This window comes from Nocardia huaxiensis, from assembly GCF_013744875.1.
GTDB lineage: Bacteria > Actinomycetota > Actinomycetes > Mycobacteriales > Mycobacteriaceae > Nocardia > Nocardia huaxiensis.
Genome location: NZ_CP059399.1, coordinates 914,199 through 933,841, shown reverse-complemented (window position 1 = coordinate 933,841; position 19,643 = coordinate 914,199). Strand labels below are relative to the sequence as shown.

The window sequence follows — 19,643 nt, the reverse complement described above, 5'->3', positions numbered from 1 at the left end:
CCGGCCTCGTCATCCCGGCATGCTTTTGGCCGGGATCCACACAATCAGCAGGTGTACCGCCTGTGTGGATCCCGGCCAAAAGCGCGCCGGGATGACGCTGTGCTCAGTCCGTGTAGGACGCCAGGAACAGCGCCAAACCCAGTGCCATGTTCTCGATCTCGGTCGGATCCACGCTCTCGTTGGGGGCGTGGATCAGGCATTTGGGTTCCTCGACGCCGAGCAGCATGATCTCGGTATCGGGGTAGGTGTCGGCGAAGACATTGCAGAGGGGGATCGCGCCGCCCTGGCCCGAGGTGGTGGTGGGGCGGCCGTAGGCGGCTTCGAGGGCCTTCTCCATGGCGGTGCGGGCCGGGCCGCCGGACGCGGATTTGAAAGGCGCACCGACGGCTTCGGTTTCGACGGTCACCTTGGCATGCCACGGGGTGTGCGATTCCAGGTGCCCCTTCAGCAGTTTCAGCGCCTGCTGCGGGTCCTGGCCGGGCGGGATGCGCAGGTTCAGGCGCGCCGCCGCGGTGGGCTGGATGGCCGCCGACGAGCCGACCACCTTGGGGGCGTCGATGCCGAGCACCGTCAATGACGGTCGCGCCCAGAGCATGTCGGACACCGTGCCGCTGCCGAGCAGGTCCACGCCGGGCAGCACATTGGCGTCGGCGCGGAAGGCGTCGGGCGGGTACTGCACGCCGTCCCACACCTGATCGGCGGTGAGCCCGTCGATGGTGGTGTTGCCGTGCTCGTCCCGCAGGGTGGCCAGCACGTGGATGAGCGCGGCCAGGGCGTCGGGCGCGGCGCCGCCGAACATGCCGGAATGCATGGGGCTGCTGAGGGTTTCGATGGTGACGACCACATTCACATTGCCGCGCAGGGTCTGGGTGAAGGTGGGCACGCCGACCGCGAAGTTGCCGCAGTCGTCCATGAGGATGGTGTCGGCGCGCAGCAGTTCCACATTGCCGGGCACGAACTGTTCGAGACCGCCGGTGCCCTGCTCCTCGGAGCCCTCGCAGACCAGGGTGAGCCCGACCGGGAAGTCCTTGCCGCCCAGTGTCTTCCGCAGCGCACGCAGGGCGGTCAGATGCATGACGATATTGCCCTTGCAGTCCGCCGCGCCGCGCCCGTACCAGCGGCCGTCCTGCTCGGTCAGCGTCCACACCGGCGTCTTCCAGGCGGCATCGTCCAGCGGCGGCTGCACATCGTAGTGGCAGTACAGCATGATGGTCGGCTTCCCGGCGGGTGCGGGATAGCGGGCCACCACGGTATTGCTGCCGTCCGGCGTCACGTGCAGTCCGGCGTCGGTGAGGCCCTCGGCGGCGAAGGCGTCGGCCACCCACTGCGCGGTCTTGACGCATTCCTCGACCGGGAACTGCCGGGCGTCGTACACCGACCTGTACGAAACCAGTTCGGTGAGATCGGCTTTCGCCCGCGGCATGAGCGCCTTGACCTGCGCCCGCAGCTCGGCGGTGCGCGAATCGTCGTTCGCGGCAGCGGTATCGGTCACTACATCCTCCTCTGTCACTGGCCGTCTCCGGGTTTCACCGTATCGCCGGTCCGCAGATCGGCCGTTTCCTTCAGGTAGGCCGCGAGATGATCCGGGCAGTAGGTCTCGATGGCCAGGGCGGTGGCCTGCAACATGTCGGTGTCGGCGATGACCGGGCGATTGCCCGGCCCGGACGCGCCATTGCTGATCGCGGCCTGATAGCGGGCCTTGATGAGCGGCGAGGACGGGTCCTGGCACACCAGACCGCCGTCACTGCCCAGCGAATCCCGGATGGTCTCCGCGTCGGGCGCGGCCAGCCCCGCGTCGATGAGCCGGGTGTGCAGGATCTGCGCCTTGCGCAGCGCCTCGTCGTCATTCTTGTTCTGCTTGAACAGGATTGCTCCCACAATGGCGAGAGCGACCAGCACCAGCGCCGCGACGATATTGATCCTGCGGCGGTTGCGGGTCTGCTGCGCCGATTCCAGACCGGTCATGACAGCGCCTCCTCGGGAACCTCGGTCTTCCAGCTCGGCTTGGCGAAACGCAGGAACAGATACGGGATCAGCAGGCCCACCACGCCCAGGCCGAGAGCGATGATGCCGACGTACACCACCGGATTGTCACTGCTGTACTGCGACGGCGGGACGAACCCGATGACGAACGCCGCGATGGACGACAGCGTGCCGACCACGCACAGCACGCCCAGTATGGGCGCGCGGTAGCCGCGCGGATGGTCGGGCTGCTTGCGCCGCAGCTGCCAGGCCGCCGCGAACATGAGCACGTACATGATCAGATACACCTGCGTGGTGATCACCGACAGAATCCAGTACGCGCTGGACACATTCGGGATGAAGGCATAGAGCAGCGCCAGCACCATGGTGAAGATGCCCTGTGCGACCAGCATGTTCTGCTGCACGCCGTGCTTGTTCACTTTGGTCAGGATCGGCGGCAGATAGCCCTCCTGGCGGCCGATGAGCAGCAGTCCCTTGGACGGTCCGGCCAGCCAGGTGAGCATTCCGCCCAGCGCCGCCGCCACCAGCATGATGCCGAGCACCGGGGTCAGGAAGCCGATGCCGAAGTGGTTGAAGAAGCCGTCGAAAGCCTGCATGACGCCCGCGGTCAGGCTCAGGCTGCCGGCCGGCACCACCCAGCTGATCACCACCGCCGGAATGATGAAGATGGCCAGCACCAGCAGCACGGCCACGGCCATGGCCTTCGGGTACTCCTTGCCCGGATTCTTCAGCGAGGACACGTGCACGGCGTTCATCTCCATGCCCGCGAAGGACATGAAGTTGTTGACGATGAGCACCAGGCTGGCCAGTCCGGTCCAGGCGGGCAGCAGATGCCCGGCGTCCATGGGCGCGGCGGTCTCGTTGCCCTGTGCCAGGAACACCAGGCCGAGGATGACCAGCAGCGTGCCCGGAATCAGGGTGCCGATGACCAGTCCCATACTCGACAGTCCCGCAACGGTTTTGGTGCCCTGCGAGGAGATGAACACGCCCGCCCAGTAGATGGTGATGATGACGATCGCGACGTACACGCCGTTGGAGGCCAGCGACGGATGGATGATGTAGGCGAAAGTGCTTGCCACATAAGCCAGGAGCGTCGGGTAGTAGAAGATCGTCATGGCGAACTGGCACCACACCGCCAGGAAGCCCAGCGGCTGCGACAGCCCCTCCCCCACCCACTTGTAGACGCCGCCCGCCCAGCCCGAGGCCAGTTCGGCCGCCACGAAGCTGGTCGGCAGCAGAAACACGATGGCGGGCAACAGGTACAGGAAGATGCAGGCCAGGCCGTACACGGCCATGGTCGGCGCGGACCGCAGGCTGGCCACCGAACTGGTGGTCATGAAGGCCAGCGTGATCCAGGAGATGTACGAGGTGGCCACAGCCGGTTTCGCGGATTTGGTCGCCGCGTGCGCCATGGTTGTTCCCTTCCGTCCGTTGTGAACACGAGAACGACAGGTCAGAAGACCGAGAAACCGCCTGTCCGGGAAAATGTTTCGAGCGCGATGCCGCCGGAGACCGAGTTGCCCTTGGCATCCAGCCCCGGTCCCCAGGCGGCGACCGAGCAGACGCCGGGCACCACGGCGAGCAGTCCGCCGCCGACCCCGCTCTTGGTGGGCAGGCCGACGCGATACGCGTATTCGCCTGCGCCGTCGTAGGTTCCGCACATGGTCATGAGCCCGGTGATGTGCCGGGCGTCGTCCTCGCTCAGCAGGCGGCTGCCGTCGGCGCGCAGGCCGTGCCGGGCGATGACGAGTCCGGCCTTGGCCAGTTCGGCGCAGGTGATGCTGAACGAGCACTGCCGGAAGTAGTGGTCCAGGGCCAGTTCCACGGTGTTGCGCATATTGCCGAAGCTGGCCATGAGATAGGAGATGGCGCGATTGCGGTCGCCGGAGCGCAGCTCCGATTCGGCGATCACGCTGTCGACGTCGAGGGCGGGATTGCCGGTCTCGGCGCGGAAGAAGTCGCGCAGGGCGGCCACGGCATCGCCGGTATCGGCCAGCAATTCGTCCGCGACCACGATGGCCCCCGCATTGATGTACGGATTGCGGGGAATGCCGTTCTCCAGCTGAAGCTCGATCAGGTCGTTGAAGGCCATGCCGGACGGTTCGCGGCGCACCCGCTTCCAGACGTCGGCGTCCTTGCGACCCAGCACCAGCGCAAGCGCGAACGCCTTGGAAATGGATTCGATGGCAAAGGGAACGTGCACGTCACCGCCGGTGTAGAGCTGCCCGTCCGCGGTCGCGACGGCGAAACCGAACTGCTTGGGATCGACCTTCGCGAGGCCGGGAATGTAATCGGCGACCGCGCCCTCGCCAATGTGCGGCCGTACTGCGGACATCACCTGGTCGACGACATGCGGATAGTCCATAGTCGAAATAGTAACCGTTCAGCAACTATCTTCTGATTACGAAACGAATACTTGCTCAACCGGTTTCGATGAGTCTCGGGACTGGTGCACTTCGATGGCAAACACCCGGCTCGACCGTGCGACGGAGGCCCGATGACCACCACTCAGGAACCCGACGACCTGTTCGCCATGCCCGGCATCAAACGCCCGGCCCCACGCGGCGGTTTCCCGGAACGGGAGATCTACCCCCAGGTCGCCTATCAGATCGTCCACGACGAACTGCTGCTCGACGGCGTCGCCCGGATGAACCTCGCGACCTTCTGCACCACCTGGGTCGACGACCAGGCCCGGCGGCTCATGGACGAGAGCCTGGACAAGAACATCGTCGACAAGGACGAATACCCGCAGACCGCCGAACTCGAACAGCGCTGCGTGCACATGCTCGCCGACCTGTGGCACTCCCCCGACCCGATGAGCACCCTCGGCACCTCCACCACCGGCTCCAGCGAGGCCGCCATGCTGGGCGGACTGGCCGCCAAATTCCGCTGGCGCAAGCGCGGCGGGCGCGGCCTCCCCAACTTCGTGTGCGGGCCGGTGCAGGTGTGCTGGGAGAAGTTCGCCCGCTACTTCGATGTCGAGATCCGCCAGATTCCCTTGCGCGGCAACCACTTCACCATGCACCCCGACGACATCGCGGCGCATGTCGACGAGAACACCATCATGGTGGTGCCGACCTTCGGGCAGACCTTCACCGGACTGTTCGAGGACGTGCAGGGCATCAGCCGGGCGCTCGACGACATTCAGGCGAAAACGGGACTCGACATCCCGATTCACGTGGACGCGGCCAGCGGCGGCTTCCTCGCACCGTTCACCGCGCCCGACATCGTGTGGGACTTCCGGCTGCCGCGCGTGAAATCCATCAACGCCTCCGGGCACAAGACCGGGCTGGCCCCGCTCGGCGCAGGGTGGGCCATCTGGCGCAGCGCCGAGGACCTGCCCGAGGAACTCGTCTTCAATGTCGACTACCTCGGCGGCAATATGCCCACCTTCAATCTGAACTTCTCCCGGCCGGGCGGACAGGCCATCACCCAGTACTACGACTTCATCCGGCTCGGGCGCACCGGATACCGGCGCGTGCAATCGGCCATCTACGCGGCCGGCCAGCACCTGGCCAAGGGCCTCACCGACATCGGCCCGTTCGACCTCATCCACGCCGCCGACCCGGACAAGGGCATCACCGCCGTGTCGTGGCGGCTGAACGGCGACCAGAACTTCAACCTCTACGACCTGTCCGACCGGCTGCGCACCCGCGGCTGGCTCATCGCCGCCTATCCGCTGCCCGCCGACCGCGACAACGAGACCATCATGCGCGCGGTACTGCGACACGGATTCACCCTGGACCAGGCCGATCTGCTGCTCGACGACGTGAAACGCGGTCTGCGGCAACTGGATGCGCATCCCATGCAGACCTCGCTCACCCGCGAGGACGCGGGCGGCTTCACCCACAACGCCACCCCGGCCGTCTCGCACGAGGAGATCGTGGCGAGGGTGAAAGCCGCTGCGGGCAAGGCGAAGTCGTGACAGCCACGACGGCGCGGACCGCCACCAAGTACCTGAGCGTCTCGGCGCTCGGATTCACCACCGCCGCCTCGATCGTCACCTCGCTGCGCGGGCTGCCCATGATGGCCAAGGAAGAGATGACGATGTTCTTCTACATCGGCTTCTCGACCGTGCTGTTCCTGATTCCCGCCGGGCTCGTCGCGGCCGAACTGGGAAGCATGTACGCCGACAAGGCCGGTGGCCTCTACGCGTGGATCAGCGGGGCTTTCGGCAAGCCCGTGGGCTTCTGGATCATCTTCCTGTCCTGGATCCAGGTGATCGTCTTCTACCCGACCGGCATGAGCTTCGCCGCCGCGGGCGTGGCCTTCGCCTTCGACCGCCCCGACATCGCCCAGAACCATGTCTACGTAGGCGTTTTCGCCATCGTCGCCTTCTGGCTGTGCACGGCGGTGGCGTTCGTGAGCAACCAGTTCGCGCTGAAGGTGACCCGCGCCGGATTCCTGCTCGGCACCGCGCTGCCCGGCATCATCCTGGTGCTGGTCTTCCTCTGGTGGCTGTCCACCGGGCATTCCATCGGCTGGGAGCACACCACCGATCCGGCCGTCACCGTCGACCACAGCGGCCACGACTCACCGCGCTTCTTCCCTTATCTCGCAGGGCTTTCCGGCCTGGCCTTCCTCGCGGGCATCCTGCTGAACTTCGCGGGCGTGGAATCGCAGGGCGTGCATTCCACCGAACTGAAGAATCCGGCCAAGGGCTACCCCGCCGCCATCATGATCGCGGCGGCCGTGGCCTTCGGCATCTTCACCCTCGGCGCGCTCGCCGTGGCGGGCATCGTCCCCTACGACAAAATCGATTTGAACACAGGCGTTTTCGACGCCTTCACGCTCGGTTTCGACGAGATGATCCACACCAGCTGGCCGGTGCGCATCCTGTCGGCGCTCATCGCCTACGGCGCATTGGCGGGTGTACTCGCCTGGATCATGGGCCCCAGCCGCGGCGTCCTGGCCACCGCACACGACGGCATGCTCCCGCCGGTGCTGCAAAAGGTGAACAACCGTGGCGTGCAGGTGAATATCCTGATCATCCAGGGCGTCATCGTCACCGCGCTGTCCTCGATCTACCTGTTCATGGACGATGTCAGCTCGGCGTTCTTCCTCATCTCCGCCATGGCGGTGAGCCTGTACCTGATCATCTACATGTTCATGTACGCCGCCGCCATCCGGCTGCGCTACACCCAGCCGGACCTCCCCCGCGCCTTCAAGATTCCGGGCGGCACCCTGGGCATGTGGATCTTCGCCGGAATCGGTTTCCTCTCGGTGGCTTTCGCCTTCATCCTGGCGTTCGTGCCACCGTCGCAGCTGCCCATCGGCAGCCCCGGCACCTACATCGCCCTGGTGGCGGGCGGGGCGATCGTGTTCAGCGCGGTGCCGTTGATCATCGAGCGCATGAAGAAGCCGTCCTGGGTCCCGCCGGACGAGGTGAAGGCGAAGGCGCTCGGTCCGAGCGCCGACACCTCACACCTGAAGACCGGCTAGCCGGTCAGCGGTCGGCCAGGCCCACAGTGTCCAGCACCCAGGCGAATTCGAAGGCGACTTCCTTCCACTTCTCGTAGCGGCCGCTGACGCCACCGTGACCGGCGCTCATCTCCGTCTTCAACAGCAGCGGAGCGTGGCCGGTCTTGGTGGCGCGCAGTTTCGCGACCCACTTGGCCGGTTCCACGTACAGCACGCGGGTGTCGTTGAGGCTGGTGATGGCGAGAATGGCCGGGTAGTCCTTGGCCTCGACGTTCTCGTACGGCGAGTAGGACTTCATGTAGTCGTAGACTTCCTTGTCCTCCAACGGGTTTCCCCACTCGTCCCACTCGATGACGGTGAGCGGGAGCGAGGGGTCGAGGATGGAGGTCAGGGGGTCGACGAAGGGGACGTTGGCGAGGATGCCCGCGAAGGACTCCGGCGCGAGGTTGGCCACCGCGCCCACCAGCAGGCCGCCCGCGCTGCCGCCATCGGCGACCATGCGGTCCGCGGCGGTGACGCCGGAATCGATGAGATGCCTTGCGCAGGAGACGAAGTCGGTGAAGGTGTTCTTCTTGGTGAGGGTCTTGCCGTGCTCGTACCAGAGGCGGCCCATCTCGCCGCCGCCGCGCACGTGCGCGACCGCGAAGACCATGCCCCGGTCGAGCAGGGACAGCCGCGCCACCGAGAAGCCGGGGTCGATGCTGGCCTCGTAGGAGCCGTAACCGTAGAGCAGCAACGGCTTCGGGCCGGCGGGGGCGTCGCGGCGCACCACCAGGGAGATCGGGACACGGGTGCCGTCGGCGGCCACGGCCCAATCGCGTTGCTGCACATACTCGTCGGGATTGTAGCCGCCGAGCACCGGCTGTTCCTTGCGCAGCAGCAGCTCACCCGTGCCGGGCACGTAGTCGTACACCCGCATCGGGGTGATGAAGGAGGTGACGCCCATGCGCAGGGTCGGCTGCTCCCACTCCGGGTTGGAGCCGAGACCGGCGGAGAAGAGCGCGAGATCGAAATCGATCTCTTTCAGCTCGCCGTAACCGTCGGCGGTCAAGGGCCACACCGCGACTCGCGGCAGCGCCTCCTTGCGGTAGCTGAGCACCAGCTTGTCGGAGAAGGCGTCGACATCCTCGAGGCGCACATCGTCGCGGTGGCCGATGAGGATGCGCATATTCGACGGATCGGCGACCGGGGCCTCGGCGAGCACGAAGTTCTCCGCCTTCCGCCCGTCGATCACATCGTTGTGCATGATGAGCAGCTTGTCCTCGCCGCCGATGACGGCGTGCTCGGCCGAGTACTCGACGCCCTCGCGGCGCGGGATGAGCACCCGGAATTCGCCCTCGGGATTGTCGGATTCGAGGATCCAGCCCTCGCTGGTGATCTTGGAGCCGACCCAGACCACCAGGTACTTCTCGGAGCGGGTCGCGCCGATGCTCACCCAGTAGCGCTCGTCCGGCTCGTGGAAGACCTTCACATCGGCGGCCTGTGCGGTGCCGAGGCGATGCCGCCACACGGTGTCGGGCCGCCAGGACTCGTCGACGGTCTGATAGAAGACGTGCGTCCCATCGAGGGACCAGGTCGCGCCGGGCGCGGTGCCCGGAATCTCGTCGGCGAGGATCTCGCCGGTCTCCAGGTTCTTGAAGCGCAGCATGTAGCGCTCGTCGCCGACGGTGTCGACGGAGTAGGCCAGCAGGTCGCCCGCGTGGCTGATGGAGAACGCGCCGAGGGAGAAGAAATCGTGACCCTCGGCCAGTTCATTGGAGTCGAGCAGGATCTGCTCGCCCTCGATGGCCGCGTCCACCTCGAGCTTGGGCGGGGTCCAGTCGTCGGCGTCGGCGACGCGGCAGCGGCAGTGCACGCCGTACTGCTTGCCCTCGAAGCTGCGCGAGTAGTACCAGTAGTCGCCCATGCGAGTCGGAACCGACAGGTCGGTTTCCTGCGTGCGGGCCTTGATCTCGTCGAAGATCTTCTCCCGCAACGGCCCCAACTTGCCCGTCTGCGCCTCGGTGTACGCGTTCTCCGCCTCCAGATAGGCGATGACCTCGGGGTTCTCCTTGTCCCGCAGCCACTCGTACTCGTCGACGAAGACATCGCCGTGGTGCACGCGTTCGCTCGGCACCTTCTTGGCGATCGGCGCGGACACTGCCACGCCTGGATTGGTCGTCGCGCTACCACTGTCAAGAGCCATGCGCTCCACGTTAGTGGGGCGCTCACTCCGGTAAGCTCGCGCCATGCTGTTGCGTTCGACAGCGCGCCTGCTCGCGGTGGTGGCCACCGTGGCCGGGGCGGGGGGAATGGGTTTGGCCGCACCCGCTTCCGCATGCGCGTGCGGGGGAATCGCGCCGCCGATCGGACAGACGGCGAGCGTGGACGACGAAGTCGCGCTGCTGGGGCTGGAGGGCACGCGCGAGACCATCGTCATGCGGCTGTCGCTCCAGAGCAGTGGCGACAATGCGGCGCTCATCGTGCCCACACCCGCACCCGCCACCGTCACCGAGGGCAGTGCGGCGACCTTCGACGAACTGGACGAGATCACCGCGCCCCGGGAGATCGTGGACTACCGGTGGTTCCCGCCATCGCCCGCGCTGGGGCGCGGCGGCGATGGCGCGGTCGCACCCGGCGGTGCGGCCAACTCGACCGGCGCGCCGACCGTGGTGAACCAGGTCCGGCTCGGCCCGCTCGAAGCCACCACGCTCAGCGGCGGGGATTCTAGTGGCGTACGAGAGTGGCTGAACGCCAACGGCTATGCCCTGCGCGACGAGGTGATCGCCACACTGCAGCCGTATCTCAGCGAGGGCTGGTCGTTCGTGGCCATGCGGCTCACCGGCTCGGAAGCCCTGCGCGGCAGATTGAATCCGGTGCGGCTCACCTTCGACACCGATCACCTGGTGTATCCCATGCGCATGTCGAGCGCCGCCACCGGCACCCAGTCGGTACGCCTGTACGTGCTGAACGGTCAGCGGGTCACGCGCTCCGATCCCGACGCGACATCGCGGTCGGCACGCACCGAACAGTGGCAGGACGTCGACTTCGCGGGGCGCATCTCCGATCCTGCGGACGCGGATCTGCGCCGGCTCTCCGCCAACGGCAACAACTATCTGACCGAGCTGACCACCACGATCCGCACCCCCGCGGCGATCACCTCGGACTTCACCTTCACGGCCAGTTCCGCAGGCGACTTCCAGCACGTGGTGCGCCGCACCGAGGTGCGCGAAATCCTCAGCATCCCAGCGGGTTACATACTCGTGGTGAGCGCGCTGGGGCTGATCCCGGTGCTCGCCGCCACCATCGTGCTGCGGCGGCCCACGACTCGGGTCGGTTAGCGGCGGCGCGTACGCGCTCCATTGCCGTTGGCAGGCTGCCGCTGTTCGTACAGGAAAAACACCGCCGCCTTGCGACGGGCACATTGATCGGTCGGGCAACTTCGGTGGATCCGCAGGATGCTGTGAGCCAATTCCACCGTGAAGCGTGCGGGAACCATCTCACAGCTGTCGGAGATGGGGGCTGCCCGCTGCTGAGACCATGGCGTGCGCACCATACCTCCCTTCCGCTGACACAGAATGGAATATCCGATCCGGAGGCCGCACAAACGCTGGCATCATGAATGCGATCCACATCACCGTCCAGTACTGCCCGCAGCCGCACAGGAGCCCAGGAGTGGAAGTCAAGAACCGCCAGATAGAACCCGACGCCGTGTGGCGGCGGAGCGACGAGAACGCCGACGGCGTCGAGATCGCCTTCCTCGCGACCGGCAATATCGCCCTTCGCGATTCCCGCAACCCCGACGGACCCATCCTGATCTTCACGCCGGGAGAGTGGGCGGCGTTCGTAGCCGGAGCCAAGGACGGCGAATTCAACCGTCCCGGAACGTAGTTCGCGGGCGTGCCGGACCGGCACGCCCGCTCACCCATCGTCAGGCCCCGATCGCTCCGGCGATCGTGGGCCAGGACTGGTGCAGGGTGTCCTGCCAGTACGACCAGGAGTGCGTGCCCACCGGGCTGTAGTCGATGCGCGCCGGGATACCGAGCGATTTCAGCTTGCCCTCGAACGAGGTGACGCAGGCGTTCACGCCGAACTCGATCGGGCCGCCGAAGAAGATGTTCTCCGGCAGTTGGGGTTTGATCTCCAGCTCGTGCGGGCCGGGGAGGCCGGTGCCGGTCGAGAGGTAGATGGTCTTGCCGCGCAAGCGATCTGCCATCAGCGCCGGATTGTGCTCCGCCCAGGCGGGACTCGTGGTGCCGCCCCACATATTGAACGGATTGCCGCCGCGGTTGGCGATCGAGAACAGCATGGCCCCCTGAGCGAAAGTGGTGTCCGGGCAGGCGCTGTAGCCCGCCACCGCCGTGTACAGGCCCGGATGCCGTACCGCCAGGGTGAAAGCCGCGTTGCCGCCCATGGACAGGCCGCCGATGGCGTTCACGCCGTTACCGCTGAAGTAGCCGTCGATGATCGGCGGAAGTTCTTCTGTCAGAAAGGTTTCCCACTTGTACCGGCCGAACTTCGGATCGTCGGCGATCCAGTCGGTGTAGTAGCTGGCCTGGCCACCCATGGGCAGCACCACGTTCACGTTCTTGCCGCTGAAGAACGGCTCCGCGTCGGTGGCATTGGTCCAGGTACTCTGCGCCGCACCGGGATCCAGGCCGTCGAGCAGGTAGTAGCTGGGGCGGGATCCGCCGCCCGCCGGATGCAGCACCTGGACCTGGATGACGCGGCCCATGGCGGGTGAGTCGATGAAGAGGGCGGAGCGGGTCGAGTTCAGCTCGTCTACGCGTAGGACCGAGGCCGCGTTCGCGGTTGCCGGTGCGACGGCAACCGGGTACAGCAAACTCGCGGCGATCGCGAAAATCGCTGCGGCAACGACTCTTCTGCGCATGCCCCACCTCCATCAGCCCACCACAATCGCATTCAAACGTAACTCACGAACCAGGAGCCTCGGGGAAGATTGCGGAATTGGCGTGTCGCTAGCAAACCATGCGGTACGCATATGGTAATGCAGATTCGCTATGACTTGGGGGCGTTTCTGTCCAGCGCTCCGCGGATGGAACCCGCCAGGTAATCGAGGTCCGCACGCGGCGGAGTGGTGGGCCGGCCACGCAGCCCGAAACCATCGCCGGGTGTACGCGGAATCACATGCAGGTGCACATGGAACACCTCCTGGCCGGCGGTCACGCCATCGGCGAGGAAGAAATTCACCCCGTCGGCCCCCACCTCGGAAGCACGCAGCGCGGCGGCCAGCTGCTGCCCCACCCGGAACAGCTTCCCGCCCACCTCGGGATCCAACTCCGACAGGCTCCGCGCCGGAACCTTCGGAATCACCAGCAGATGACCCGGCGTGAACGGCCGAATGTCCATGAACGCCAACACATCATCGTCCTCGTACACCTTGGAGGAAGGTGCCCGACCAGCGACGATATCGGCAAAGATGGTGTACGGATTCATGTGGCGAGCCTAGGCGGAGGCCCCACCCTCGTCATTCCGGCATGCTTTTAGCCGGAAACCACCTCGGCCTGTGTGGATCCCGGCCAAAAGCACGCCGGGATGACCCAGTGATCGTACGAGAATCCTTGTCTCCCTTAGAGGATCGGGGACGGGGTGTAGCGGGCCGCCTCCGGATTCGCGTCGACCAGCTTCTGCACCTGCGCGACCACATCGCGGGTCTGCGCCTCGGCCGCGCCGATGAAGGCGGACCGATCGGCCAGCGCGGCATCCAGGGCCGCGCGGTCCAGCGGCATGCGGTCGTCGGCGGCCAGGCGATCCAGCAGATCGGGCTCACGGCCCTGCTCACGCATGGCCAGCGCCACGGCCACCGCGTGCTCCTTGATGACCTCGTGCGCGGTCTCGCGGCCCACCCCGGCGCGCACGGCGGCCATGAGAATGCGGGTGGTGGCCAGGAACGGCAGGTAGCGATTGAGCTCGCGGTCGATGACGGCCGGGTAGGCGCCGAATTCGGCCAGGATGGTGAGGAAGGTTTCCATCATGCCGTCGACGGCGAAGAACGCGTCCGGCAGCGCGACGCGGCGCACCACCGAGCAGAACACATCGCCCTCGTTCCACTGCGCGCCCGCCAGCTCGGCCGCCATGGAGCCGTAGCCGCGCAGCACCACCTGCAGGCCGTTGACCCGTTCGGCCGAGCGGGTGTTCATCTTGTGCGGCATGGCCGAGGAGCCGACCTGACCGGGCTGGAAGCCCTCGGTCACCAGCTCGTGGCCCGCCATCAGACGGATGGTGTGCGCGAAAGACGAAGGGCCCGCACCGATCTGGACGAGCGTGGACAGCACGTCGTGATCCAGCGAGCGCGGGTACACCTGGCCGACGCTGGTGAAGACGTTCTTGAACCCGAGGTGATGCGCGACCTTCTGCTCCAGCTGCGCCAGCTTGGCCGGATCGCCGCCCAGCAGATCCAGCATGTCCTGCGCGGTGCCCATCGGACCCTTGATGCCGCGCAGCGGGTACCGGTCGATCAGCTCCCGCAGCCGGGTGAGCGCGATCAGCAGCTCATCAGCGGCCGAGGCGAACCGCTTGCCCAGCGTGGTGGCCTGCGCCGCCACATTGTGCGAGCGCCCCGCCATCACCAGCGGCTGATACTGCGTGGCCCGCTCGGCCAGCCGCGCGGCGATGGCCACACCGTGCGCGTACACATGCTCGAGCGACAACCGGATCTGCAGTTGCTCGACATTCTCCGTGAGGTCGCGCGAGGTCATGCCCTTGTGCACATGCTCATGTCCGGCAAGCGCATTGAACTCCTCGATGCGCGCCTTCACATCGTGCCGGGTGACCCGCTCCCGCTCCGCGATCGACGCCAGATCGACCTGCTCGATGACCCGCTCGTAATCCTCGATGACCCCGGCGGGAACCTCGATCCCCAGCTCACTCTGCGCCCGCAACACCTCCAGCCACAGCCGCCGCTCGAGAACGATCTTGTTCTCGGGAGACCACAGCCGCACGAGCTGAGGAGAGGCGTAGCGAGTGGCGAGGACGTTAGGCACAAAGGTCACGTTGACCCAGTTTACTGTGCCTATTTGCCTCCGCTTCGCTCCGGCGGGGTTCGCGGCCCTGAGTCTCGATTCTTCCCTCCTCCGCTCCTCCGCTTCGCTCCCCCGCTCCGTCAGTCCAGAATCGAGACGGCCGCGAACCATGGTGTGCTGGGTCTGCGGGCGGGGTGTTTCCCCGTTCGCCGCTTGGGGTTTCAGGGGTGAAACCCCTGAGGGTCCCGGGAGTGGGCTTCCCGCTCCTGGATCCGAGTCAGGCCGGAGGCGCGACGATGTCGATCACCTCGAGCAGAGCCCCGCGCGCCATGCGGCGGGGTTGCGGGTCGAGTTCGCTGAGGGCGGTCACGACGGCCCCGTCCACCACCGCCACCAGCCGGCGTATCTGTTCGGTCCGTACCACCCGATCGGACCGGCGCAGCACATCGGCCAGCAGCTCCTCGAGCTGGGCGCGTAGTCGGAGCTGGACCTCGCGTAGCTCGGGATGCCGCGCCGAGGCGACCGAGCGCTCGTAGCGGGCGATCAGCTGCCCGCGCGCGTCCTCGTCGTGCTGGTCGGGGCCGACCAGCAGATCGAGCACCAGATCCACGGTGGCTTCCGCACCGCGGCGGCGGTGGGTCACCTCGCCGACACGGCGGCGCATGGCATCCAGTTCGGCATTGCCGGAGAACTCGACCGCGCGGGCGATCAGATCCTCCAGGGATTCGAAGTAGTAGGTGGTCGAGGCGAGCGGCAGGTCCGCCCTGGTCGCCACCGAGCGGTGCCGGACCGCCTCGAAGCCACCCTCGAGCAGTAGCTCGGCGGCGGCTGAAACCAGCGCTTGGCGACGCCGTTCGCCTTTCGGAGTCGTCGCAGTGGTCACGGTGCAATCGTGCCAAACGTGCCAGTCATCATCGGTAAATTCATGCCAAATCTGTGCGATCTGTGGTGATTCCGGAAAGGAAGGGCGATCGGACGCGCCGCGCGGAATCGCATTACAGCTTTTGTACCCCATCCGCGCGGGCTCGTGGGCCAGTCCGGAAAGTCTTGGCAGATCACGCCATATAGCGTTCCAACCGGTCCAGCGCTTCCTCGATGTCGGCGCTCGCCCCGGCGAACGAGAAGCGAACTGTGTGAAGGCCGTTCACGGTGTCGAAGTCGAGGCCGGGGGCCAAGGCGACACCGGTGTGATCGAGCACGTCCTGGCACCAGCGCATCGAATCATCGGTCAGGTGCGCGATATCCGCGTACGCGTAGAACGCGCCGTCCGCGGGCGCCAGATCGGTGATGCCCAGCTTCGGCAGACCGGTCAACAACAGTTGCCGGTTGGCTGCGTAGCGGCGCACATGCCCGTCCAGCTCGGCCTTCGCCTCCGCCCCGAACGCGTGCACGGCCGCGTACTGCGAGATGGCGGGCGGGCACACCGTCATATTCGAGGCCAGCCGCTGCAGGGCCGGGCGCAGCGACTCCGGCACCAGCATCCAGCCCAGCCGCCAGCCGGTCATGGAGAAGTATTTCGACACCGAGCCGATGACCACGGATTCGCGGGAGGTTTCCCACGCGGATGCTGTCGGCTCGGCGCTCGAAGCAAACCCAGCGTCGTAGACGATGCCGTGATAGATCTCGTCGGAGATGAGCAGCGTCCCGTGCTCGTCACACCAGCGGGCAAGTGCCGCAAGCTCTTCCGGCGCGATCATGGTGCCGGTCGGATTGGCCGGGCTCGCCACGATCAACCCCGCGGGGGCCTCCGGCAGCGCCTCCAGCATGGCCACGGTCGGCTGGAACCGGGTCTCGGGACCACAGTCCAGCTCCACCACCTCGCAACCCAGCGCGGTCAGCGTATTGCGGTAGGCCGGATAGCCGGGCCGGGCCACCACCACGGTGTCCCCCGCATCGAAGGCCGCCAGGAAAATGAGCGTGAACGCGCCGGACGACCCGGTCGTCACCACCACATCGTCGGCCTCCACGGCAACCCCGTAGGTATCCCGGTGATGCCCCGCGATGGCCTCCCGCAAGGCCAGGATCCCGAAAGTCTCGGTGTACCCCAGCAATTCGGAATCCATGGCCTCCCGGGTGGCTCGCAGCACCGCCCGCGGCGCGGGCGTGGACGGCTGCCCGGCCGCCAGCACCAGCACATCCCCGTGGGTTCGTGCCCGTTCAGCTGCTGCTTTCCAGACGTCCATCACGTAAAAAGGTGGAATGGTCGACCGCCGAGATTCGATACGCACCCGACAGACGGTAGAGCACCCGCTCCCCCGGCTGTCCCGTAATGGTCTCCGGAATGGCTGAGGGGAGCCACATGGCGGGGGGAAAAACCGCCACCGAACCCGAGGAATCGGGAGCGGAGGCACCGGTCGCGGAGCCCGCGCAGGGCACCGAGCGTCCCGCGCGCAAGCGAGGCTTCGGGCGCGACCAGGGTAGTTATACCCCCGGCGTGCGGTCACAATTGGCCGGCCAGACCGAATCGACCAGCACGCGCGCGGTCGTGGCACGCGGTGTTCAGGCTGCCGCGCAGACCGCGCGTTGGGTGCGAAGGCAGGCTCCGGTCGTGCGCGAGCGCGGCATCGAGCTGTGGGGGCGGCGGCCCCGCTCGCGCGCCGAGGTGGAGGAGCTGGCGCGGCAGGCGCGCGCGGAGTATCGGCGGCAGGCGCCGGTGGCGCGGGACTGGGCGGTGCGGCATCGAGTACTGATCGCCGGGATGACGGCCGTGGTGGTGTTCGCCGGAGCCGACAGTGCCATGGGGTTGATTCCGGTGGACGCGGAGCCGAGTCCCGGTGTGGCCATTCGGGTTCCGGTCGCGCACCCCTTGCAGGTGCAGGCATCGACGGAAACCACCAAGCGGTATCTGGATGCCATCAACAATGGCGAACGGCTGCGCGAACAGGCCGTGGTGGCGGCGGCCGCGCGCCAGACCCTCGAACGCGCCAAGGCCGAGGCCGCGGCGGCGGTGGCCGGGGAGTATCAGCCGTGGATCACGGGCGGCAATGCCAATACCTTCGTGCTGCCCGGAGTCGGCCAGTACACGCTGCCCGCAATCGGGGCGTTCACCTCGGGGTTCGGACCGCGCTGGGGAACCTTCCACGCGGGCATCGACATCGCCGCGCCGCTGGGCTCGCCGATCTACTCGGTGGCCGCGGGCACGGTGATCGAGGCCGGGCCGGCGCAGGGCTTCGGGCTGTGGGTGCGCATCCGCCACGATGACGGCAGCATCGCCATCTATGGGCACATGTACGACTTCTTCGTCTCCGTCGGCGAGCGCGTCCCGGCCGGCATGCAGATCGCCCGCATCGGCAATCGCGGCGACTCGACCGGCCCGCACCTGCACTTCGAGATCGTCATGGACGGGCAGAAGGTCGACCCGCAGCGCTGGCTGGCATTGCACGGCGTCAACCTCAGCTGAAAGCCGGTGAAACACTTCGCCCCCTTGCGAAACCGCAAGGGGGCGTAAGTCTTTCAGAGGTCGATCAGGCCGGGGTCGGCACCGTGATGCGGCCCTCGACGGCAGCGAGACCGATATCGCTGCGGAAGTGCCCGCCGGGCAACTTGATTCCCGCGAGCCGGTCGTAGGCGTTCTTACGGGCCTCGGCGAGATCCGCGCCCTGGCCGACGATGGCGAGCACGCGGCCGCCCGCGGAAACCAGCGCACCGTCTTCCCGCTGTGCGGTGCCGGCGTGCAGCACCTCGGATTCGGTTCCGGTGCCCGAGGATTCGGCCCCGGAAATGACATCGCCGCTGCGCGGGCGGGCCGGGTAGTTCTCGGCGGCCAGCACGACGGTGACCGCCGAGCCGTCCTTCCAGCGCGGCGCGTCCACCTGGTCCAGCGTCCCGGTCGCGGTGGCGTACAGCAGCTCACCGATCGGGCTGTCCAGCAGGGCCAGCACCGCCTGCGTCTCGGGATCCCCGAAGCGGCAATTGAATTCGACCACGGCGGGCCCGGCCTGCCCGATGGCGAGCCCCGCGTACAGCAGGCCGCTGAACGGCACGCCCCGCCGGACCATCTCGGCGGCAACGGGTTTCACCACATCGTCGACGATCGCGGTGACGGTCTCCGCCGGCAGCCACGGCAGCGGCGTGTACGCGCCCATCCCGCCCGTGTTCGGCCCGGTGTCCCCGTCGCCCACCCGCTTGTGATCCTGCGCGGGCAGCAGCGGCACCACGGTCTCCCCGTCCACCAGGCAGAACAGCGACACCTCGGGCCCGTCGAGGAACGACTCCAGCAGCACCGGATGCCCGTTCTCCAGCAGCTCCGCGCCGTGTTCGCGAGCCACCGACCGGTCCGCCGTCACGACGACACCCTTACCGGCCGCCAGCCCGTCGTCCTTCACCACCCAGGTGGGCCCGAACCGATCCAGCGCGGCATCCAATTCGCCCGGATGATCCACGATCTCGCTGTGCGCCGTCAGCACGCCCGCCGCACTCATCACGTCCTTGGCGAACGCCTTGGACCCCTCGATCTGAGCCGCCGCGGCCGACGGCCCGAACGCCGCGATTCCCGCACCCCGCACCGCATCGGCAACGCCGAGCACCAGCGGCACCTCGGGCCCGATCACCACGAGATCCGCCGCGACCTCCTTGGCCAGCGCGACAACCGCGTCCCCATTGGACGCATCCACCGCCCGCACCTCGGCATGCTGAGCGATACCGGCATTGCCGGGCGCCACGAACAGCGCGGAAACCTGGGGATCCCGGCGCAGAGCCAGGGCGAGGGCATGTTCACGGGCTCCGGAACCGATGACGAGTACGCGCACGGCCAACAGCTTAGATCGTGCCGGAATCCCCCTGAGCACCCCTGGTCGCCCAGAAAGTCACGAAGAGTTCGCATGCCCGCGAGCGGGTACCCCGGGGATGATGGATCGTGACGGCGATCACCGCGAACTGTGAGGAAGAGCCATGGGCTTGATCGACGGGATCATGGGCAATGCCGGGCGCATCGATGCGGGGGCGGCACAGCAGGAGTACGGGAGGCTGCTCGGTCAGCAGGAGCAGGTGTTCGCCGCCTACCTCCTGGTGCGCGACGCGATCCTCTTCACGAACAGGCGGCTGATCCTGATCGACAAGCAGGGCCTGACCGGACGCAAGGTGGAGTACCACTCCATCCCCTACCGCGCGATCACGCATTTCTCGGTGGAAACGGCGGGCACCTTCGACCTGGACGCCGAGCTGGCGATCTATATCGCAGGCGCCCCGCAACCCATCCAGAAACGCTTCAACCGGCAGGTCGACATCTACGAGGTGCAGGGCATCCTGTCGCACTTCGTGGCGGTGTGATGCGCGTAA

General features: G+C 67.0%; 17 protein-coding genes. 6 read left to right on the top strand and 11 right to left on the bottom strand.

The features are described from left to right. Positions 1-103: 103 nt before the first annotated feature. From H0264_RS04325 to H0264_RS04310, 4 genes are read right to left on the bottom strand one after another with little or no spacing between them, the layout of a single operon-like run. Positions 104-1,492, bottom strand: coding sequence for a dipeptidase (locus H0264_RS04325; RefSeq protein WP_276514531.1), 1,389 nt, complete (start codon positions 1,490-1,492; stop codon positions 104-106). Between the two features lie 14 nt (positions 1,493-1,506). After that, on the bottom strand, positions 1,507-1,965 hold the full coding sequence (locus H0264_RS04320; protein ID WP_181582761.1) for a hypothetical protein: 459 nt from the start codon (positions 1,963-1,965) through the stop codon (positions 1,507-1,509). Beyond that, positions 1,962-3,395: a glutamate/gamma-aminobutyrate antiporter GadC gene (gene gadC, locus H0264_RS04315; RefSeq protein WP_181582760.1), complete on the bottom strand. Its 1,434-nt coding sequence runs from the start codon at positions 3,393-3,395 to the stop codon at positions 1,962-1,964. The genes H0264_RS04320 and gadC overlap by 4 nt, the downstream gene beginning before the upstream one ends. A 41-nt stretch (positions 3,396-3,436) precedes the next feature. Continuing rightward, positions 3,437-4,348 carry a glutaminase gene (locus tag H0264_RS04310; protein ID WP_181582759.1) on the bottom strand — a complete coding sequence of 304 codons (912 nt, stop codon included), beginning with the start codon at positions 4,346-4,348 and terminating at the stop codon, positions 3,437-3,439. A 132-nt stretch (positions 4,349-4,480) separates the two neighbouring features. Here H0264_RS04310 and gad point away from each other — a divergent pair, with 132 nt between their 5' ends. Both gad and H0264_RS04300 read left to right on the top strand, forming a co-directional pair. Continuing rightward, a complete protein-coding gene (gene gad / locus H0264_RS04305) occupies positions 4,481-5,908 on the top strand; it encodes a glutamate decarboxylase (RefSeq protein WP_181582758.1) in 1,428 nt (475 codons plus the stop codon). Further along, entirely contained in the window at positions 5,905-7,425 is a 1,521-nt protein-coding gene (locus H0264_RS04300) for an amino acid permease (RefSeq protein WP_220139943.1), read from the top strand. The genes gad and H0264_RS04300 overlap by 4 nt, the downstream gene beginning before the upstream one ends. Positions 7,426-7,429: 4 nt before the next feature. Here H0264_RS04300 and H0264_RS04295 read toward each other — a convergent pair whose 3' ends face one another. Then, positions 7,430-9,589, bottom strand: coding sequence for a S9 family peptidase (locus tag H0264_RS04295; protein WP_181582757.1), 2,160 nt, complete (start codon positions 9,587-9,589; stop codon positions 7,430-7,432). Positions 9,590-9,632: 43 nt separating this feature from the next. Here H0264_RS04295 and H0264_RS04290 point away from each other — a divergent pair, with 43 nt between their 5' ends. Together H0264_RS04290 and H0264_RS04285 are read left to right on the top strand one after the other, a co-directional pair. Next, a complete protein-coding gene (locus H0264_RS04290) occupies positions 9,633-10,724 on the top strand; it encodes a DUF2330 domain-containing protein (RefSeq protein ID WP_181582756.1) in 1,092 nt (363 codons plus the stop codon). 277 nt (positions 10,725-11,001) lie between these two features. Then, the gene (locus H0264_RS04285) at positions 11,002-11,274 is read left to right on the top strand and encodes a DUF397 domain-containing protein (RefSeq protein WP_181582755.1); all 273 of its coding nucleotides are present in this window, start codon (positions 11,002-11,004) and stop codon (positions 11,272-11,274) included. Positions 11,275-11,314: 40 nt separating this feature from the next. Here H0264_RS04285 and H0264_RS04280 read toward each other — a convergent pair whose 3' ends face one another. The 5 genes from H0264_RS04280 to H0264_RS04260 form a co-directional block, all read right to left on the bottom strand. Then, positions 11,315-12,274, bottom strand: coding sequence for an alpha/beta hydrolase (locus H0264_RS04280; RefSeq protein ID WP_181582754.1), 960 nt, complete (start codon positions 12,272-12,274; stop codon positions 11,315-11,317). Between the two features lie 128 nt (positions 12,275-12,402). Beyond that, entirely contained in the window at positions 12,403-12,840 is a 438-nt protein-coding gene (locus H0264_RS04275; RefSeq protein ID WP_181582753.1) for an HIT family protein, read from the bottom strand. Between the two features lie 134 nt (positions 12,841-12,974). Beyond that, positions 12,975-14,396: an adenylosuccinate lyase gene (gene purB / locus H0264_RS04270; protein ID WP_181582752.1), complete on the bottom strand. Its 1,422-nt coding sequence runs from the start codon at positions 14,394-14,396 to the stop codon at positions 12,975-12,977. A gap of 247 nt (positions 14,397-14,643) precedes the next feature. After that, positions 14,644-15,249, bottom strand: a complete 606-nt coding sequence (locus H0264_RS04265) for a TetR/AcrR family transcriptional regulator (RefSeq protein ID WP_181582751.1) — start codon at positions 15,247-15,249, stop codon at positions 14,644-14,646. A 172-nt stretch (positions 15,250-15,421) separates the two neighbouring features. Continuing rightward, complete coding sequence (locus H0264_RS04260; RefSeq protein ID WP_181582750.1) at positions 15,422-16,594, bottom strand: pyridoxal phosphate-dependent aminotransferase; 1,173 nt, start codon at positions 16,592-16,594, stop codon at positions 15,422-15,424. 71 nt (positions 16,595-16,665) lie between these two features. Here H0264_RS04260 and H0264_RS04255 point away from each other — a divergent pair, with 71 nt between their 5' ends. After that, a complete protein-coding gene (locus H0264_RS04255; protein WP_338040130.1) occupies positions 16,666-17,766 on the top strand; it encodes a M23 family metallopeptidase in 1,101 nt (366 codons plus the stop codon). 64 nt (positions 17,767-17,830) lie between these two features. Here the strand turns inward: H0264_RS04255 and purD are convergent, their stop codons facing one another. After that, positions 17,831-19,114: a phosphoribosylamine--glycine ligase gene (purD, locus tag H0264_RS04250; protein ID WP_181582749.1), complete on the bottom strand. Its 1,284-nt coding sequence runs from the start codon at positions 19,112-19,114 to the stop codon at positions 17,831-17,833. A 142-nt stretch (positions 19,115-19,256) separates the two neighbouring features. Here purD and H0264_RS04245 point away from each other — a divergent pair, with 142 nt between their 5' ends. Then, positions 19,257-19,634, top strand: coding sequence for a PH domain-containing protein (locus H0264_RS04245; RefSeq protein ID WP_181582748.1), 378 nt, complete (start codon positions 19,257-19,259; stop codon positions 19,632-19,634). Positions 19,635-19,643 lie beyond the last annotated feature (9 nt).

What these genes read in the sequence shown, in the direction of transcription:
- H0264_RS04285 (WP_181582755.1), top strand. Translation starts at nt 11,002, where the DNA reads ATGAATGCGATCCACATCACCGTCCAGTACTGCCCGCAGCCGCACAGG.
- H0264_RS04320 (WP_181582761.1), bottom strand. Translation starts at nt 1,965, where the DNA reads ATGACCGGTCTGGAATCGGCGCAGCAGACCCGCAACCGCCGCAGGATC.
- H0264_RS04255 (WP_338040130.1), top strand. Translation starts at nt 16,666, where the DNA reads ATGGCGGGGGGAAAAACCGCCACCGAACCCGAGGAATCGGGAGCGGAG.
- H0264_RS04275 (WP_181582753.1), bottom strand. Translation starts at nt 12,840, where the DNA reads ATGAATCCGTACACCATCTTTGCCGATATCGTCGCTGGTCGGGCACCT.
- gad (WP_181582758.1), top strand. Translation starts at nt 4,481, where the DNA reads ATGACCACCACTCAGGAACCCGACGACCTGTTCGCCATGCCCGGCATC.
- H0264_RS04295 (WP_181582757.1), bottom strand. Translation starts at nt 9,589, where the DNA reads ATGGCTCTTGACAGTGGTAGCGCGACGACCAATCCAGGCGTGGCAGTG.
- H0264_RS04310 (WP_181582759.1), bottom strand. Translation starts at nt 4,348, where the DNA reads ATGGACTATCCGCATGTCGTCGACCAGGTGATGTCCGCAGTACGGCCG.
- gadC (WP_181582760.1), bottom strand. Translation starts at nt 3,395, where the DNA reads ATGGCGCACGCGGCGACCAAATCCGCGAAACCGGCTGTGGCCACCTCG.
- H0264_RS04280 (WP_181582754.1), bottom strand. Translation starts at nt 12,274, where the DNA reads ATGCGCAGAAGAGTCGTTGCCGCAGCGATTTTCGCGATCGCCGCGAGT.
- H0264_RS04245 (WP_181582748.1), top strand. Translation starts at nt 19,257, where the DNA reads ATGGGCTTGATCGACGGGATCATGGGCAATGCCGGGCGCATCGATGCG.
- H0264_RS04290 (WP_181582756.1), top strand. Translation starts at nt 9,633, where the DNA reads ATGCTGTTGCGTTCGACAGCGCGCCTGCTCGCGGTGGTGGCCACCGTG.